At 72.2% G+C, this 15,919-nt stretch carries 16 protein-coding genes; 4 read left to right on the top strand and 12 right to left on the bottom strand.

What is annotated here, in order from left to right:
* Window positions 1–326: 326 nt before the first annotated feature.
* Window positions 327–1,103, bottom strand: coding sequence for a hypothetical protein (locus AB0A63_RS37750; protein WP_360400582.1), 777 nt, complete (start codon window positions 1,101–1,103; stop codon window positions 327–329).
* Entirely contained in the window at window positions 1,100–1,633 is a 534-nt protein-coding gene (locus AB0A63_RS37745) for a hypothetical protein (protein ID WP_360400579.1), read from the bottom strand. The genes AB0A63_RS37750 and AB0A63_RS37745 overlap by 4 nt, the downstream gene beginning before the upstream one ends.
* Before the next feature lie 115 nt (window positions 1,634–1,748).
* On the opposite strand from AB0A63_RS37745, the gene AB0A63_RS37740 reads away from it, so the two are divergent.
* The 3 genes from AB0A63_RS37740 to AB0A63_RS37730 are packed head-to-tail and all read left to right on the top strand — an operon-like array spanning window position 1,749 to window position 4,942.
* A complete protein-coding gene (locus AB0A63_RS37740) occupies window positions 1,749–2,276 on the top strand; it encodes a hypothetical protein (RefSeq protein ID WP_360400572.1) in 528 nt (175 codons plus the stop codon).
* Between the two features lie 25 nt (window positions 2,277–2,301).
* Window positions 2,302–3,549 (top strand): ATP-grasp domain-containing protein, encoded by a 1,248-nt coding sequence (locus AB0A63_RS37735; protein ID WP_360400569.1) that lies wholly within the window; start codon window positions 2,302–2,304, stop codon window positions 3,547–3,549.
* A complete protein-coding gene (locus AB0A63_RS37730) occupies window positions 3,542–4,942 on the top strand; it encodes a pyridoxal-dependent decarboxylase (RefSeq protein WP_360400566.1) in 1,401 nt (466 codons plus the stop codon). The genes AB0A63_RS37735 and AB0A63_RS37730 overlap by 8 nt, the downstream gene beginning before the upstream one ends.
* On the opposite strand, the gene AB0A63_RS37725 is transcribed toward AB0A63_RS37730, so the two are convergent.
* The 4 genes from AB0A63_RS37725 to AB0A63_RS37710 form a co-directional block, all read right to left on the bottom strand.
* Window positions 4,908–5,600 carry a response regulator transcription factor gene (locus tag AB0A63_RS37725; protein WP_360400585.1) on the bottom strand — a complete coding sequence of 231 codons (693 nt, stop codon included), beginning with the start codon at window positions 5,598–5,600 and terminating at the stop codon, window positions 4,908–4,910. The genes AB0A63_RS37730 and AB0A63_RS37725 overlap by 35 nt on opposite strands.
* A 223-nt stretch (window positions 5,601–5,823) precedes the next feature.
* A complete protein-coding gene (locus AB0A63_RS37720; RefSeq protein ID WP_360400563.1) occupies window positions 5,824–6,639 on the bottom strand; it encodes a VOC family protein in 816 nt (271 codons plus the stop codon).
* A gap of 57 nt (window positions 6,640–6,696) precedes the next feature.
* Window positions 6,697–6,993, bottom strand: coding sequence for a DUF3040 domain-containing protein (locus tag AB0A63_RS37715; RefSeq protein WP_360400560.1), 297 nt, complete (start codon window positions 6,991–6,993; stop codon window positions 6,697–6,699).
* A 149-nt stretch (window positions 6,994–7,142) separates the two neighbouring features.
* A complete protein-coding gene (locus AB0A63_RS37710; protein WP_360400557.1) occupies window positions 7,143–8,087 on the bottom strand; it encodes a 2-dehydropantoate 2-reductase N-terminal domain-containing protein in 945 nt (314 codons plus the stop codon).
* 88 nt (window positions 8,088–8,175) lie between these two features.
* Here AB0A63_RS37710 and AB0A63_RS37705 point away from each other — a divergent pair, with 88 nt between their 5' ends.
* Window positions 8,176–8,742, top strand: a complete 567-nt coding sequence (locus AB0A63_RS37705; RefSeq protein WP_360400554.1) for a TetR/AcrR family transcriptional regulator — start codon at window positions 8,176–8,178, stop codon at window positions 8,740–8,742.
* A 51-nt stretch (window positions 8,743–8,793) separates the two neighbouring features.
* On the opposite strand, the gene AB0A63_RS37700 is transcribed toward AB0A63_RS37705, so the two are convergent.
* The 6 genes from AB0A63_RS37700 to AB0A63_RS37675 form a co-directional block, all read right to left on the bottom strand.
* On the bottom strand, window positions 8,794–10,035 hold the full coding sequence (locus AB0A63_RS37700) for a sigma-70 family RNA polymerase sigma factor (RefSeq protein ID WP_360400551.1): 1,242 nt from the start codon (window positions 10,033–10,035) through the stop codon (window positions 8,794–8,796).
* The gene (locus tag AB0A63_RS37695) at window positions 10,032–10,427 is read right to left on the bottom strand and encodes a YciI family protein (protein ID WP_360400548.1); all 396 of its coding nucleotides are present in this window, start codon (window positions 10,425–10,427) and stop codon (window positions 10,032–10,034) included. Before AB0A63_RS37695 ends, AB0A63_RS37700 begins: the two co-directional genes overlap by 4 nt.
* Before the next feature lie 149 nt (window positions 10,428–10,576).
* A complete protein-coding gene (locus tag AB0A63_RS37690; protein WP_360400545.1) occupies window positions 10,577–11,137 on the bottom strand; it encodes an EF-hand domain-containing protein in 561 nt (186 codons plus the stop codon).
* A gap of 115 nt (window positions 11,138–11,252) precedes the next feature.
* A complete protein-coding gene (locus AB0A63_RS37685; RefSeq protein ID WP_360400542.1) occupies window positions 11,253–12,449 on the bottom strand; it encodes an RICIN domain-containing protein in 1,197 nt (398 codons plus the stop codon).
* Window position 12,450: 1 nt separating this feature from the next.
* Complete coding sequence (locus AB0A63_RS37680) at window positions 12,451–13,971, bottom strand: RICIN domain-containing protein (RefSeq protein WP_360400539.1); 1,521 nt, start codon at window positions 13,969–13,971, stop codon at window positions 12,451–12,453.
* Window positions 13,972–14,190: 219 nt separating this feature from the next.
* Complete coding sequence (locus AB0A63_RS37675) at window positions 14,191–15,726, bottom strand: RICIN domain-containing protein (RefSeq protein ID WP_360400536.1); 1,536 nt, start codon at window positions 15,724–15,726, stop codon at window positions 14,191–14,193.
* Between the last annotated feature and the right edge of the window lie 193 nt (window positions 15,727–15,919).

Genomic DNA, 15,919 nt, shown 5'->3' with positions numbered 1-15,919 from the left:
CGTGGAACCGCTCATCGGCAGCGTTGGCCGCCGCCCCTGCGACGCGCGCGGCCGCGTTGGCCGGCTTCGTCGGCGTGGTGATGGCACTCATGACTCACGCTCCCAGAACGCCGAACCCGCAGCAGCCACGACGACGCTGCGGGCGTTGGACCTCTCGTTCCTCGACCCACCGTAAGCGGGCACCCCGCCGAACGCTCAACGGTGGGTCCGCAGCAGGCGGTCGCCGCTGAGAACAGCCGCTCATCGCAGACCGCGGCTCTCAGCTTCGGCCGCACGCTCCACCTGGTGTTCGGAGCGGGGCACGGGAGCGGTTCGTGTCTGCCCGGTCACCCGGCGACCGGGGTCCACTTCCACCAGGGGTAGTGGTACTCGCCCTGCTCGACCTGGAACCGCCGGCCGCAGTCGAGGCACTCGCAGACGCGGTCGGGCACCCACTGCCGGTCATTGGGAACCGTCCGCACGACCCGGACGTGCCGGCGCCCGCTCTCCTTCGCCGGGTCGTAGAACTGGTGCGCGGGGTACGCCGCGCACAGGCACGTCCCGGCGGCGAAGAGCCGGACCCGGTCGAGCGCGTGCTCCAGGTTGGAGTGGTTGGACACGAGCAGGCCGCCGAGCTCGACGTCCGCGGTCGCCTCCTCGACGGCGCGCAGCGCGGGGACCAGCGGGGCCAGGACCTCGGGGTCACGGGTCCCGAAGACCGCCCACACCGAGGACAGGACGCGTTCGCCGTCACCGGAGAGGAAGTCCGCGACGACCGGCGACACGCCACCTCCGGCGGGTGGCTCTGCCAGCCACCGCGCCGGCAGCACCACCACGGCGGCGGGGGTGCCGACCAGGGCGACGGCGTCGTCCCCGGACCGCCACCACACCACCTCGGAGTCGATGAAGCGGCTCGCACCGGCGCGGTGGCGCGTGCCCCAGCTCCGGTCGGCCAGGTCGAGGAAGGACGACGGCACGGCCGCAAGGGGCAGCACGTGCCGGTGGACGTCCGTGTGCCCGGCGAGCCCGTCGACCTCCCAGTCGAGCCGCCCGTCGTCCGGCCACGGCAGCCCGGTCATCTGCTCGACCGCGGCCACCAGCTGCCCGGCGGTGACACCGGTCATCCAGCCGCGCCTTCGGCGAGCAGCGCGCGGTACCGGGCGCCGTGGTGCTCGTCCGGGGTCGGCGACACGGCCGGCTCCGGCAGGTCGTCGGGGTCGTCGGCGCTGATCGGGACGCCCTCCGCCCGGCACCGCGCGACCACACCGGCGTAGCCGTCGTCGGCCCACTGGCCGTACTCGTCGCTGAGGGCCTCGCTGAGGCTGCTGCCGCGGAGGAGCTCGAACTGGCCCTCGTTGTCGAGGACGACGACGGGCGCCGCGGTGAGCGGGAGGTGGCCCGGTCCGCGCCAGTAGCCGAACGCCCTGCCCTCGTCCTCGTCCTCGGCGACCCAGGTGACCAGCGCGGCCGTCTCCTCGATCGCCCTGGTGTTGGCGGCGACGTCGGGGTTCGCGAGGTCCGCGGCGGTCAGGTAACCGGTGTCCAGCGCCGCGGGCCGCTCGTCGTCCGCGAGCAGCCGCAGGCCCTCCGACCAGGGGTTGGGCTGACCCGCGTCCTGCCGGCGGCGCCACACGACGAGGTCTTCGGGAACCATCTGCGCACCTCTCGTAGGGGGACCGCAGTGTCGCACGGTGTACCCGATCCGGTGATCACCCGGATCGACTCGTGATCAATACGATCCGCTCACCCCCCGGTGCTTCGAGATCAGGATGCGTGACCGAATGAGCCACCTCGCCAAGTCCTGCCGCGCCCTCGGCGTCGTCGTCGCGGCGCTCGTGCCCGCCGTTCCCGGTGCGGCCGCGGTCGCGGACACGCCCGTCGTGGCGTGCACGACGACGTCGACCTGGACGTACTCGCCCGGTGTCGTGCTGGTGCCGCGACCGCTGCGCACGTCGGTGCGGGACGAGTACACCTCGTGCACCGGTGTGGTCACGGGCGGCACCAGCGAGTTCACCGTGGACCGCACCGCCGGGTGCCTGGAACCGCTCGCCGCCGTGCAGGAGAGCCGCGTGATCAGGTGGGCGGACGGGCGGACCAGCACGTTCACCTACACCGTGACCGTCACGTCCGCCCCCGGCGCCGACGTGGTCACCAAGACCGGCACGATCACCGGCGGCGTGTTCGCCGGGCGGTCAGCCCAGGCCGTGCAGGTGGCCCCCGCGATCGATCTCGCGCGGTGCCTCACCGCGGAAGGCATCACCCGGCAGTCGTCGGCCGGCACCTTCACCGTCCTCTGAGCACGCCGTGCCGACCATCAGTGGCGTGCCCCTCGACGAGGGCGTGCGGCTGTTGCGGGCGCACGCGCCGCACCTGACGTGGCACGACCGGTCGCCGTTCCTCGGCGCGGTGGCCGCGCCCGTGATCCCGTGGCTGCGCATCGCCCACCGGGACCACCGGCGCGAGGCGGACCTCCCGCCGCCCGCGCGACCGGCTGAACCGCACGGGCTCGCGGTGAGCTTCGCACCCGAGGACGGGATCGGCGCACACGCCTGGGCGGCTGCGGCGGGCCTGCGGCTGCTGGCCGCCGACCCGGCCGCCGTGGCCACCGCGGCCGACAAGATCACCTCGCTGGAGCTGTTCGCGGCGGCCGGTGCGGACACACCGCGCACGTGGGTCGTCGAGGGCGAGATCCCCGACGCCGCAACGGGTCCGCTCGTCGTGCAGCGCCGGGCGAACAACCTCACCGGCAAGGGCACGCGCCTGGTCACCACACCGCGGCAGCGCGCCGACGTGCTGCGCGAGTGGGCCGGTGAGGCGCTGCGGGTGTCGGCCCACGTCGACGGAGTCCCGGTGACGGTGAGCGGATGCGTGACGCGGCACGGCACGGTGGTGTCCGCGTTGTCCCACCAGCTGGTGGGCATCCCCGAGCTGACGCCGTACTGGGGCGCGCACTGCGGCAACCAGCTGATCGCCGACGACGACCTCCCACCCGGTGCCGCGGCGCGGTGCCGCGAGGTGGGCGCACTGGTGGGCGACCAGCTCGGCGGGCTGGGGTTCCTCGGCGCGTTCGGGCTCGACCTGCTCGTCACACCCGCTGCGGCCGTGCTGGCCATCGAGATCAACCCGAGGTTCCAGACGGTCGTGTCGCTGGTGCAGGCCCAGGAACGCGCCGCGGGACTGCTGCCCACCCTCGGCACGCACGTGCTCGCCGCGGTGGCGCCGTCACTGCCCGTCGAGGAGGTGCAGGTGCCGCACCTGGAGCTCAGCCAGCTCGTCGTCACCGCCGACCGCAGCGGTGTGCTGCGGGAGGGGGTCGAGGCGGGGGTGCACCGGCTCGACGGCGGCGTGCCGCACCACCAGGGCGACGGCGACCTCGTCGGCCTGCGGCCCGGCGAGGCGCTGCTGTGGCCGCACGCCCGTCCCGGTGACCGGGTCCGGCCGGGGGAGGAGCTCGTCCTGCTGCAGTGGCGCGGACCGGCAGCCGCCGTGCGGCCGGCTCCGGAGCTCACGACCGAGGCGCGGGACTGGGTCAGGGCCGTGCGCAGCGCGGTGGTGGTCGACGATGGCTGACGAGGAGGGCTGGCTCGACCTGCCACCGGAACGCATGCGCGAGCTCGGGCACCGGGTGGTCGACCTCGTCGTCGACCACCTGACCGGCCTGCGCGCCCAGCCGGTCAGAACACCGGCGACACCGCACGAGCTGCGGCACGTGCTGGACGACCCCGTGCCCGAGCACCCGTCCGACCCCGGCCTGCTCGTCGAGTTCCTCGCCCACGAGGTCCTGCCGCGTTCGCTGCGGCTCGGGCACCCCGGCTGCCTGGCGTTCATCCCCAGCGCCGGCAACTTCCTCAGCGTGCTCGGCGACCTGCTCGCCTCCGGCTTCAACACCTCGCCCGGTGCGTGGCCGGTCGGCGCCGGACCCGCGGCCGTCGAGCTGGTGACCGCACGGTGGCTCGCGAGCCTGCTCGGACTGCCGGAGGGCGCGGGCGGCGTGTTCACCCCCGGTGGTGCGCTCGCCAACCTGACGGCGATCGCCGCCGCGCGCGACGACCGCCTCGGCACGAACGCGACGGGCGGCGTCCTCTACTGCTCGGACCAGACCCACCCCGCCGTGCTGCGCGCCTGCCACGTCCTCGGGCTGCGGCGGGACCAGGTGCGGCTGCTGCCGGCGCTGCGCGCGGAGCCCGTGCGGCACGCGGTCCACGCCGACCGCGCCGCCGGACTGCGCCCGTTCCTGGTGCTGGCGACGGCGGGCACGACCGCGACCGGCGCGATCGACCCGCTGCCCGAGCTCGCCGCGCTGTGCCGGGCGGAAGACCTGTGGCTGCACGTGGACGGCGCCCACGGTGCCGCCGCGGCACTGACCGACCGCGGCCGCGCCGCCCTGCGCGGCCTGGACGAGGCCGACTCGGTCGTGGTCGACCCGCACAAGTGGCTGTTCCAGCCCTACGAGATCGGCTGCGTGCTGGTGCGCGACCCCGAGGTGCTGCGCAGGGCGTTCACCGTCGACCGCTACCGCGCCGGTGCCGACTACCTCAGCGTCTCCCGGCCCGCAGCCGCCGAGACGAACCTGTCCGACCACGGCGTGCAGTTCACCACCGCCGCCCGCGCGCTGAAGCTGTGGTTGTCCCTCAAGGGTTTCGGCGTGGCCGCCTTCCGCGCCGCCGTCGACCACGGCCTCGACCAGGCCGAGCACGTCGCCCGCCGCGTCACCGCCAGCAGGGACCTCGAACTGGTGGCGGGCCCGAGCCTGGGGATCGTCTGCCTGCGCCACCGCGGCGGTTCCGACGAGCTCCAGGCGGCGATCTGCGCCGCCGTCAACGAGTCCGGCAGCGCGTTCGTCACGACGACCACTGTGGACGGCCGGCTCGCGGTGCGGCTGTGCACGATCAACCCGCGCACCACCCGGGCCGACCTCGACGCCGTGCTCACCGCGATCGAGGCCGCCGGACGGAGGTCCTGAGCGACGGTTGCAGCGGCAGGATGCCCACGTGGTAGGCCAGTGCGACCGCGTGGGCGCGGTCGTGGGCGCCGAGCCGCCGCCGGATCTCCCGGACGTGGGTGCGCACCGTGGTCACGGCGATGTCCAGGACGTGGGCGATGTCCTCGTCCACCTTTCCCTCGGCGACCAGTGCGAGGGTCTGGCACTGCCGTGAGGTGAGCACGTCGTGCCCGCTGCCGGACGGGTGCGGGCCCGGCGCGTTGAGGGCCAGCAGCAGCCCGGGGTCGATGTAGTGGCCGGCCGGCGCCGGCTGGAGGATCGCGCGGACCATCCTCGACGCGTCGGTCTCCCTGCTGAGCAGGCAGTGCGCCCCGGCCGCCCTGGCGATGCGCACGGAGGCGGGGGTGTGGTCGCGTTCGCGGAGCAGGACCGCCACCCGCAGCCTCGGGTTGGTCGTGACGAGTTCCTCGGTCAGCCGCCCCTGCGGGTCGATCGCGCTGTCCAGCAGGACCACGTGCGGGAGCGTGGTGCGCACGCTGTCGCGGATGACGTCGGGGTGGTCCGTGCCGCCGGCCCACTCCAGGCCGATCGTGCGCTGCACGACCGTGCGCAGGCCTTCGCGGAACACCGGGGTCGCATCGGCGGCCAGGACCCGGCAGATGGCGGCGGTGGTGTGCATCGACGTCACGTGAGCTCGCCGAGCGCACGCGTCGGTAGGCCGTTCAGTGTGGTTCCGCCTAGGCCGTGAGGGTGAATCAAGAAGTAGGGGACCACACGACTGTAGTGGTGACCGAGTCGCGTTCTCGCTGCGTTGACCTGTGCGTTCAGCCGTTCAGGTGAAGAAGTGACACGTCCGGGTCGGTGATCTGCCCGGTCGACACCTGCGGCCCGTGCTCGGACGGTCAGTCGTCGTAGGGGTCGTCGGCCGGTGAGTGGTCGTCCCAGTCCGAGGCCAGCTCCGGGTCGATGATCGCGAAGCGGGTGCCGAGCGGGTCGGCCAGCACCGCGACCTGACCCAGCGGCGAGGGGTAGGGCTGGAACCGCAGCCGCGCCCCGGCCGTGCGGGCCCGGTGCAGCGTCTCGGCGAAGTCCAGACCGGGCGGCACGGCGAAGTGCGCGATCCACCGCGGCGGCACGGTCGCCGGGGTGTCCGGCGCCATCCGCACCCGGCCGATCACCGTGTCCCCGCCGGTGGAGTACACGACGTGGTCGACGGCTGTGCCGTCCCCGACCTGCCGCTGCCGGAAGTCGAAGAGCGCGCCGTAGAACGGATCGGCCTGGCGGGGCGCGCGCGTGACGAACTCCAGCCACACGAGCGCTCCCGGCACCCCTGCGGTGAACCCCCAGCCGTCGGCGACGGGCTGGGCGAGCCCCACCGTCGCCCCGCTCGGGTCGTCGGCCAGGACCTTGGCCACGAGACCGGGCAGGACGTGCTGCCGGGTCTCCAGTGCCGTGCCACCGAGCCGCCGCACCCGTTCGCCCGCAGCGGCCAGGTCCGCGACGGCCAGGTAGGGCGTCCAGTCCAGCGTCGCGCGCTCCAGCGGCCGGACGCCGCCCACCGGTTCGCCGTCCAGGAGGGCGATCGCGTAGTCCTCGCCCGCGCCGTCCTTGATCCAGTGGTACCGCCAGCCGAACACGGACCCGTAGAAGGCCGTGCTGCGCTCGGTGTCGGTCGTGGCCAGCTCCACCCAGCACGGGTGTCCCGGTCGGATGATCATGGAAGTTGTCGGCTCCTGTGGGGCGTCAGCGGCTACCGGACTGCGGTGCGGGCGGGGTCACCGCTTCCCGCGCGTGCCCTGCCAGGCGCGGACGACGACCAGCACGGGGAAGACGGCGAGAACGGCGACGCCGAGCACGATGAGCACGACCGACCCGAGCGTGACACCACCCACCAGCACCGCCAGGCCCACGACGTCGGCCAGCACGAGCAGGACGGCGAACATCGCCTTGCGGGACAGCCGCTGGTGCGGCGGGGGCTTGCGGGTCAGCCTGGCGGCGAACCGCGGGTCCTCCTCGGCGAGCTGCCTCTCGATCTCCTTGAGCTGGAGCCTCTCCTTCTCGGGGAGTTCCACCGGGACACCTCCTGTTCTCGCAGGTGCTGTGCGCGCTCGGCGGCCGGGTCCGTGCCGACCGCTCGCGGTGGAACTTGTTCCGGCAACCACCCTCCTGTGTACACGAGTCGGCTCGTGCGCTGGTCAGGGCGGGCACGGCCCGTGCGGGCTCACGAAGTTCCGAGCAGGGCCGCCTCCAGCCGGGGCACCGCGACACCCCACCGCCGGGCCTCCGCCACGGCGTCGCGGACGATCTCCCGCGGCTCGGCGGCGCTCGCGTCCCAGTGGGTCCGGAAGCTGGCACGGGCCGGCGGGAAGTGGGCGACCAGCCACGCGAGGACGCTTCCCGTCAGCCAGGCGGGCGCGCGGAGCCCCAGCACGGCGGCCCGGTGCCGGCGCAGGTCGATCCCGCGCGCCTCCAGCACCGGCAGCAGCTCGCGACCGGTGCGCAGCGCCTCGCGGAAGGCACCCGGCACGCCGACCAGGTCGGCGAGCGCACCCCTGCGCAGCGCCTGCGCGTGCAGACCGGCGTCCACCGCGAAGTGCAACCACAGCCAGCCGCGGAGGTCCTGCCGTTCCCGCGGGCGGAACCCGGCCGCGCGGAACACCTGGCGCACAACCAGTTCACGCTCGGTGGGCGGCGCACCGACCGTGCCGAAGACGACCGGCGGCAGGAGCACCCCGCGCAGCACGCCGTCCGCGCCGAACGCGCCGCCGAAGCCGGGAAAGCCCCACGCGAGCCGGTCGAGGGGAAGCGGCTCGACCGCCTCCTCCGGTTCCTCCCAGACGTTGCCGAGCACCAGCACGGTCGCGCCGCCGACACGTGGCGCCAGGAACTCGGCGGCCTCCGCCAGCCGGTGGTGGGGCACGCTCAGCACGACGAGGTCGTAGTCGTGATCGGCCGCCAGCTCCTCCCGCAGGCGCACCGGCCACCGCTGCTCGACCCGCCGCCCCCACGGCCGCCGCCGCGCGTCGACGAGCTCCAGCCGCACCGCGTCCCCGTACGGCGCCGCGCGCCCCGGCCGCACGTAGAACTCCACGTCGTGGCCCGCCTGCTCCAGCGCCCAGCCGCAGCCGGTGCTGATCGCGCCACGACCGAACATGAGGATCTTCACTGCACACCCCGTGGAGTACGATAAAACGGAGACTATCTCCACTTCGAAGATGTGGAGACGGTCTCCACTTGTCAACGAGAGGCACCGCGTGAACACCGCCAAGCCGCTGCGCGCCGACGCCCGGCGCAACCGGGACGCCCTGGTCGCCAAGGCCAGGGAGCTCTTCGCCGACGGCAGCTTCTTCGACCTGCGCTTCGACGACTTCGCCCGCCTCGCCGGCGTCGGCACCGGCACGCTGTACCGCCACTTCCCGACCAGGGAGGCACTGGCCGAGGCCGTCTACCGCGGCGAAGTCGCCGCGCTCTGCGACCGCGTCCGCGACCTGCGGGCCCAGCTCCCCGCGGCGGACGCGCTGGCGGCGTTCCTGCGCGGCATGGTCGAGTACGTGGACGCCCACCGGGGCCTGGCCCGCACGCTGGCCACGCTCATGGCCACCCGTTCCGGCGCACTGGCGGAAGGTGGCCTCGCGCTGGAACAGGCCGTCGTCGAGCTCGTGCGGGCCGGGGTGGCGGAGGGCACCGTGCGGGACGACGTCGAGCCCAGCGCCGTCATGATGGCGTTGCACGGCATCACCGCGGCGCACGACCGTCCTCATTGGCGTGCCGAGGCCGACAGCGTGGTCACCGTCGTGCTCGCCGGCCTGAAGCCCCGCTAGTGCTGTGCCGGGTGGCTGCCGTGTGTCATTTTCCCTTGTGGACGTCCGGCTTCACTTCGCGTCGAGACGGCCGATCCGCGCGTTGAGGTAGCGCTGCTCGGGTTGGCTCGCCGTGAGACGGGCCGCCTGGCGGTAGCTGTCGAGCGCACCGGGCAGGTCGCCGGTCATCTCCACCAAGTGCGCGCGTACGGCGTGAGTGCGGTGGTGCCGCCTCGTCACGGGATCGTCGAGCAACGGACCGAGGAGGGCCAAGCCGTCCTCGGGGCCGAACGCCATCCCGACCGCGACCGCCTGGTTGAGCGTCACGGCCGGACTGGGCGCCACCTGCGCCAGCATGGCGTAGAGCAGGGTGATCTGCCGCCAGTCGGTGTCCTCCCAGCTCTCGGCCTCCGCGTGGACGGCGGCGATCGCGGCCTGCAGCTGGAACCTGCCGACGTGCCCGCGCGGCAGCACCCGTTCCAGGATTCGCACGCCTTCGGCGATCCGCTCGTGGTCCCACCGGGACCGGTCCTGCTCCGCGAGCGGCACGAGGTTCCCGTTCTCGGTCCTGGCAGCCGCGCGGGCATGCGTCAGGAGCATCAACGCCAGTGCGCCGGCGACCTCGTCGTGGTCGGGTACGACCGCGTGCAGCTGCCGGGTGAGGCGGATGGCTTCCTCGGCCAGCGGCGAGTCGACCAGTGCGTCACCGGTGGAACGCGTGTGCCCTTCGGTGAACATCAGGTGGCAGACGTCGAGCACGGCGGCGACGCGCGCGGGCAGGTCGGCCGGGACCGGGAGCCGGAACACCGCACCTGCCGCCCGCAACGTGGAGCGCGCCCTGGTGAGGCGTTGCGTCATCGTGCGCTCGGGAACCAGGTACGCGGCGGCGATCTGCGCCGTGCTCAGCCCGCCGACGGCGTGCAACGTCAACGCGACCTGCGAGGACCGGCTCAGACCCGGGTGACAGCACAGCAGCAACAACCGCAAGGTGTCGTCGGCTTCCTCGCGCGGTGACCGGTCGGCGGCGGGGGAGAGGCGGGCGTCGGCGGGAAGTGCGGCGCTGAGGGCGTTCTCCCGCGCTGTCCGCGCGTCGTCGGTGCGCATCCGGTCGATCAGCCGCCGGGACGCGACCCTGATGAGCCAGCCGCGGGGGTTGCCGGGCACGCCGTCCCGGTCCCACTGCCGCGCCGCCGCCTCGGCTGCCTCCTGCGCCGCGTCCTCGCAGTCGCCCAGGTCGCCGTACCGGTGCAGCAGGGCGGCGAGGACGTGCGCGGACTCCTGCCGCCACACGTCCTCGACCACCTGTGCGGTCACTGGTCGGAACCCCCTGGCCCCATCGCGGGACGCAGCTCGACGGTCTCACCAGGACCGCTGAACCGCGCCGCGATCTCCTCCGCGCGCTCCTGGCTCTCCACGTCGACGAGGAAGAACCCGGCCAGGTGCTCCTTGGCCTCCGAGTACGGGCCGTCGGTGACCAGGGGCTTGCCGTCGCTCCAGCGGTAGAGCCGTGACGACTCGGGCGCTCCCAGCGCCTCACCGCCCAGCAGCTCGCCCCTCTCCTGCAGGTCCGCGAGCATGGCCGCGAAGTCGGCGTTCATCCGTTCCCGCTGCTCGTCCGGCATGACCCGGTACTCGGGCAGGTGGTCGGAGGTCGGGTGCCCCCACGGCTGCGGGTTGGAGTGGATCATGATCACGTACTTCACCATCGGCCCCTTGGTCTTCGTCGTGGACGCAGCCGGTCGGCCCCATCCTCGCCTGGGACGTCGGAGCCGTGCGCGCTGTGTCGACATCCCGTCGGAGAAAATCTTCCGGGATGACGGAGGACCTGCCCGTCGACCTCACTCGTCGCGAATCCTCAGCCCAGGGCGCGGCCCGCCCACCAGTTCCCGGGCGAGTCGGGGTCCGTGCTGGTCCAGTAGTCCACGCACGCCCGGACGAACTCCTCCGCCGTCAGCACCCCGTCGCTGTCGAGGTCGAGGTGGTGGAACGCCTGCGCCGACTCCTCGTCGGTCAGGTCCGGGAAGTGCCCGTGCTGGAACTTCCGGAACTCTTCCGGGCTGACGTTGCCGTCCGCGTCGGTGTCGGCGATCGCCAGGAACGCCTTGGCAAGCGCTCCCACGGTCGCGGAGGCGGCCTGCGGGTCATCGGCGAGACTGCCGGTGGAGGCGAGGAACTGCTCGCGGCTGATGGCCTGGCCGCCGCCGGGGATGTGGGGTGCGTGCAGCTCGCGCCAAATGCCCAGGTAGGCGTCCACGATGCGCTGCTCCTCCGCCGAGCCGGACGCGTGGCCCAGGGACTCGGCGGTGCGGCGGCCCATCAGGACGTGGTCCTGCTCGGTCAACAGACCGTCGCCGTCCACGTCCAGCTGGGCGAAGCCGTGGTCGATCTTGGCTTTGAGCAGGTCGGTGAGAGGCACTGCATCCTCCGGACTGGTGTGGTGGGTACTTGAGCTCGCTCAGAACATCGGAAAGTCGGGCACAGCCGGATAGCCCCGATCGGGTCGGGTCGGGTCACTGCCCGTGCCGGCGCGGTCACACGGTGCCGCGCCAGTGCTCGGGTATGGGTTCGGGGTGGATCGGCTCGCCGCAGACCCTGTCCCGGTAGAACCAGCGGTGGAACTGGTCGGGCTCGACGATGCGGTTCTGGTAGCCGCGGTGGTTGTCGATGTCGTCCTGCGCGGTCCTGTGGGTGGTGCGCAGCTGGTGACGGCGGAGGCAGAGCTGGTAGTCCATGCGGTGCAGGTGGATCAGGTACAGGTTCGGGTCGGGGTTGGTGGCCTGGTCGGCGCGTTCGTGGAAGCCGCCCAGCCAGGTCATCGGTATCCGCGCCAGCAGGGGCTTGGAGTACAGGGGGTTGGAGAACCAGGTCGAGCGCTGCTCCAGCACACCGCGTCCGGCGTCGAAGGGTGCTTCGCTGTCCTGCTGGTGCAGGACCTCCCAGCCGGTGCAGTTGACGAAGTCCTGGTCGAACTGGTCGATGTAGCGGCTCAGGTCGCCGTAGCGCGGGTCGGGGGTGACGATCTCGTCGACGTCGGTGCTGAGCACGACGTCGTAGCGGTCGACGAGGTCGTGCTGGTGTTGCTGGACGATGTCGCGGTGCCAGTCGCTGCTGAACTCGTCGTGGTGGATCGGGATGCGCGTGAACCGGTCGTCGGGCGGCAGGCCGGGTGCGGGCTGGTGTTCCAGCACGTGGATGTCCTGCGGTGCGAAGAACCGGGAGTAGTAGTCGAGCCAGATCGGGAAGAAGTCAGGTTCGTCGCGGACCAGGGTGACCACGGCCCGGCTGTTGCGGCGGTGTGCGACCGGGCGCAGGCACCAGCGTTGCTGTGGTCCGTGCCAGAAGTCGAACTGGGCCAGCCGGGGCTCGTGACCGGAGTCGGCGTCCCACAGGTCCAGGTACTTGCCGCTGGCCAGGTTCGCCAGGGCGTGGCAGCCCGAGCGCAGCGGCACCAGCCGCCACAGCTGGTGCTGACCGTTCTCCCGTCGTTCCTCCAGCACCACCTCGGCGCCGTTGTGCCCGGCGGCGCCGGCCACGGACAACACCAGCCCGCTCGCGGTGTTCTCCACCACGACGGTGTGACGGCTTTCCGCCGTGCGGCGCAGCCTCCACCGCTGCGCCGGTGCGGTGTTGTCGGGCCAGGTCTGGCGGATCCGCGGGCCATCGGCCGTCAGGGCCTTGCCGCTGGCGCCGTTGACCAGCGCGAGGTGGGCGTCGTCCTGGGGAGTCATCTCAGATGCGCTCCAGGACCCAGTGCTGGTTGTGGTGCTCGTGGTAGGTGGGGTAGTCGCCCCAGTAGCTCTGCTGGGTCACCCGTGCGTCGGGGTCCAGGCTCTGGTTGCGGACGTCGAGGACCTTGCCGGAGTGCAGGTTCTGGATGCGGAACACCGACCCGCCCTGGGACGCCCCGGCGGGGATGAACAGCCACTGCTTGTGCGTGCCGCTGGGATCGGACCGGGTGAGCACCTCGGCGCCGTTGTCCATCGACATGCCGGCCACCTCCAGGTAGCGGTCACGGGCCGGGTCGCAGTTCTTCATGTGGTAGCCGCCGCCGGGGACGGGCACCAGCTGCCATCCCACGGCCGGGATGCCGCTGTCGACGTTCTGGTCGACGTTGGCGCCGTCACCGGTCCAGTTCGGATCGTCCAGCTGCAGGTACAGGCCGCTCAGGGTGCAGCGGATCTTGTAGCTGCCGGTCAGGTCCGGCACGGTGATCTTCACCTGGGTGGAGCCGGTCCGCACGCCGTCCACGACCACGTCGACCGCGCCCTGCACCGTGATCGCCCGGGTCACCGGGGCGGCGGCAGCTGCCGTGGCCCTGGGGAACTCCAGCGCGAAGTCCAGGGTCTGCGGCTGTGTGCCGGGGAAGGGGCCGTAGCCGGCGGGCGAGACGTGCACGAACGGCGCGATCGTGGTGTCGGGAACGAAGCTGACGCTGCCGATGGTGGTGATGCCCGTGGTGCCCAGGGTGATGATCGTGTCGACGATCGTGGCGGGGGTGATGCCGTCGGTGTAGGTGCCGCCGGTGGCGGCGGCGACCCGGCTGCCCTGCCCGGCGGTGCCGCCGATGCTGCAGTTGCCCTGGTAAGGGGCGCCGTTGGACAGCGGCACCGGGTCGACGTCGAGCCCTGGTCCGCTCGACCCGGAGGGGGTGCTGATCACCAGCACGGCGATGCCCTCGGCCTGCAGCTTGGAGATCACCGAGTGCTCGGTGATGGTGTGGGTCAGACCGGACACGGCCTGGCAGATCGGGTCGTGCCCCGGGGCGTCGCCGACCCAGAGGATGATCCGCTTGGCGTCGGCGCGCCAGCCGATCGTGCCGCCGGGAGGCTGGGCGAGGTGGTCCAGGGCGAAGAACTGACCTTCGGCGACGGTGGTGCCGCCGGCCACGGTCCAGGCGTGGATGGCGCCGGCGGCGGCCGGGGAGCTGGAGGTCAGCGAGACCTGGTGGTGGAAGCGCTGGGTGACGGGGTAGTCCAGGTCCCGGTAGTTGCCCACACCGAACTGCACGTCCGCGCCGACCTGGCCGGCCGCGGTGACCAGCCTGGTGAGGATTTCCTCCACCCTGGCGCGGACCGCGTCGATGATGCCGGTCATGCTGCCGGTGCTGTCGGCGAGGAAGTACACGTCGATCTTGGGGATCGCGCCGGTGGCGGGCAGCTGCACCTGGACCTGTTCGTGATGGCTGTCCGACGAGTTCGGGTTGATCGAGAGCTCGATGTCGGACGGGGTCGGCGGTGTGGTGATGGGCATGCTGGGGCTGCTCCTTCTTCCGCTGTCGGGTCGTCAGGTGGTCGCAGATCCGTGATCGGCGGCGCGGTCTCGGTTGAGGGGGACCGTGAGTTCGGTCGGCCAACCCGGATGTCGGCGTGTCGACCGTCGGCGGTCCTTCTCCGGAGGGCGGCCGGAGCCGGTGGGCATCACGGTCCGCGGCCGCACCGGTCCGGTGCGTGATGCGCGGGAGGCGCTGTGTCAGAGGCGTTCCAGCCGCCAGTGCTGGTTGTGGTTCTCGTGGTAGCTGGGGTAGTCGCCCCAGTAGAAGTACTGGAACACCGGCGCGTCCTGCTGCGTGCTGCCGCCCTGGATGTCGAGGACCTTGCCGGTGTGCAGGTTCTGGATGCGGAACACCAGGCCGCCCGCACCGGAGGAACCCGCCGGGATGAGCAGCCATTCCTTGTGCGGGCCGCTGGGATCGGACCGGGTGAGGACCTCGGCGCCGTCGTCGAAGGACATGCCGACCACTTCCAGGTAGCGGTCGCGGGCCGGGTCGCAGTTCTTGATCCGGTAACCGCCGCCGGAGACCGGCATCAGCTCCCAGTGCTGAGCGGCCAGGCCGGTGTAGGTGTTCTGGTCGACGTTGGCGCCGTCACCGGTCCAGCCGGGGTCGTCGAGTTGGAGGTACAAGCCGCTGAGCGTGCTCTGGATCTTGTACTGCCCGGCCAGGTCGGGCACGGTGATCTTCACCCGGGTCGAGCCGGTCTGCACGCCGTCCACCACCACGTCGACATCGCCTTCCACCGCGACCACCCGGGTCACCGGCGTACCGGAGACGGGTGTCGCGGCGGGGAACTCCAATTCGAAGTCCAGCGTGCCGGGATGGGCGCCGGTGAAGGGACCGTGACCGCCGGCGGGGTGGACGCGCACGAAAGGCGCGATCGCCGTGCCCGGCACGAGGCTGACGTTGCCCAGCGTGGAGATGCCCGCGGTGCCGAGGTTGATGATCGTCTGCACCACGGTGTCAGGGGTGATCCCCTCGGTGTACGTGCCGCCGGTCGCGGCGGCGATGCGCGAACCCTGGCCGGCCAGACCGCCGAAAGCGCCGCAGAAGCTCTCGTACACGCCTCCACCGGAGGACAGGGGAACCGGATCCGCGTTCAACCCCGAACCCGGCCCGCTGGGGCCGGTGCTGATCGCGAGCACGAAGATGCCCTGCGCCTGGAGTTTGGCGGTGACCGACGCCTCGGTGATGTCGTAGGTCAGGCCGGACAACCCCTGGCAGATCGGGTCGTGCCCTGGCATGTCGCCGATCCAGACGACGATCCGCTTGGTGCCGGCACGCCAACCGATCGACCCGCCGGGGGGCTGCGCGAGCTGGTCCAGCGCGTAGAACTGGCCCTCCGCGTGGCTCCAACCACCACCGGCGGCGCTCCAGGCCCGGATGCCGTTGGCCGCAGCCGCGGTGCTCGTGCCCAGGGGGACCTGACTGCGGAAGCGATCGGGTTGCGGGTCCTCCATGTCCTTGTAGTTCCCGACACCGAAGTTCACGTCCGCGCCGACCGCGTTCGCGGCGGTGATCAGCCTGTTCAGGATGTCCTCCACCCGCGCGCTGACCGCGCCGATGATGCCGCCCATGCTGCCGGTGCTGTCGGTCAGGAAGTACACGTCGATCTTCGGGACCACCCCGGAGCCGGGCAGCTGCACCAGCACCTGCTCACGGTGGCTGTCCGGTGAGTCGGGGTTGGTCGACAGTTCGACGTCGGACGGGGAAACCGGTGTGGTGACGGGCATGGCGTAGTGCCTCCTCGACCAGGCCTTGAGACCGCTTCGTGACTGCGGACCTCTGACCGAGGATTACAACGTCGATCTCACAAAGGAATAGGCAAACCGGCCGGTCAACCCGAAGGTGTGCGTTTCCGTCATCTGCAACACCCTGCCGCGGGAATCACCTGTGCAGGGCATCGACAACGCTCCGGACGCTCCC

Source organism: Lentzea sp. NPDC042327 (assembly GCF_040647275.1).
In the GTDB taxonomy this organism is placed as follows: Bacteria; Actinomycetota; Actinomycetes; order Mycobacteriales; family Pseudonocardiaceae; genus Lentzea.
Note: the sequence above shows the minus strand (reverse complement) of the source record. Positions and strands in the feature narration are given on the sequence as shown.

Coding starts and splice junctions, on each gene's coding strand:
- AB0A63_RS37750 (WP_360400582.1), bottom strand. CDS start 1,103: ATGACCGGTGTCACCGCCGGGCAGCTGGTGGCCGCGGTCGAGCAGATG.
- AB0A63_RS37745 (WP_360400579.1), bottom strand. CDS start 1,633: ATGGTTCCCGAAGACCTCGTCGTGTGGCGCCGCCGGCAGGACGCGGGT.
- AB0A63_RS37740 (WP_360400572.1), top strand. CDS start 1,749: ATGCGTGACCGAATGAGCCACCTCGCCAAGTCCTGCCGCGCCCTCGGC.
- AB0A63_RS37730 (WP_360400566.1), top strand. CDS start 3,542: ATGGCTGACGAGGAGGGCTGGCTCGACCTGCCACCGGAACGCATGCGC.
- AB0A63_RS37725 (WP_360400585.1), bottom strand. CDS start 5,600: ATGCACACCACCGCCGCCATCTGCCGGGTCCTGGCCGCCGATGCGACC.
- AB0A63_RS37720 (WP_360400563.1), bottom strand. CDS start 6,639: ATGATCATCCGACCGGGACACCCGTGCTGGGTGGAGCTGGCCACGACC.
- AB0A63_RS37695 (WP_360400548.1), bottom strand. CDS start 10,427: ATGGTGAAGTACGTGATCATGATCCACTCCAACCCGCAGCCGTGGGGG.
- AB0A63_RS37685 (WP_360400542.1), bottom strand. CDS start 12,449: ATGACTCCCCAGGACGACGCCCACCTCGCGCTGGTCAACGGCGCCAGC.
- AB0A63_RS37680 (WP_360400539.1), bottom strand. CDS start 13,971: ATGCCCATCACCACACCGCCGACCCCGTCCGACATCGAGCTCTCGATC.
- AB0A63_RS37675 (WP_360400536.1), bottom strand. CDS start 15,726: ATGCCCGTCACCACACCGGTTTCCCCGTCCGACGTCGAACTGTCGACC.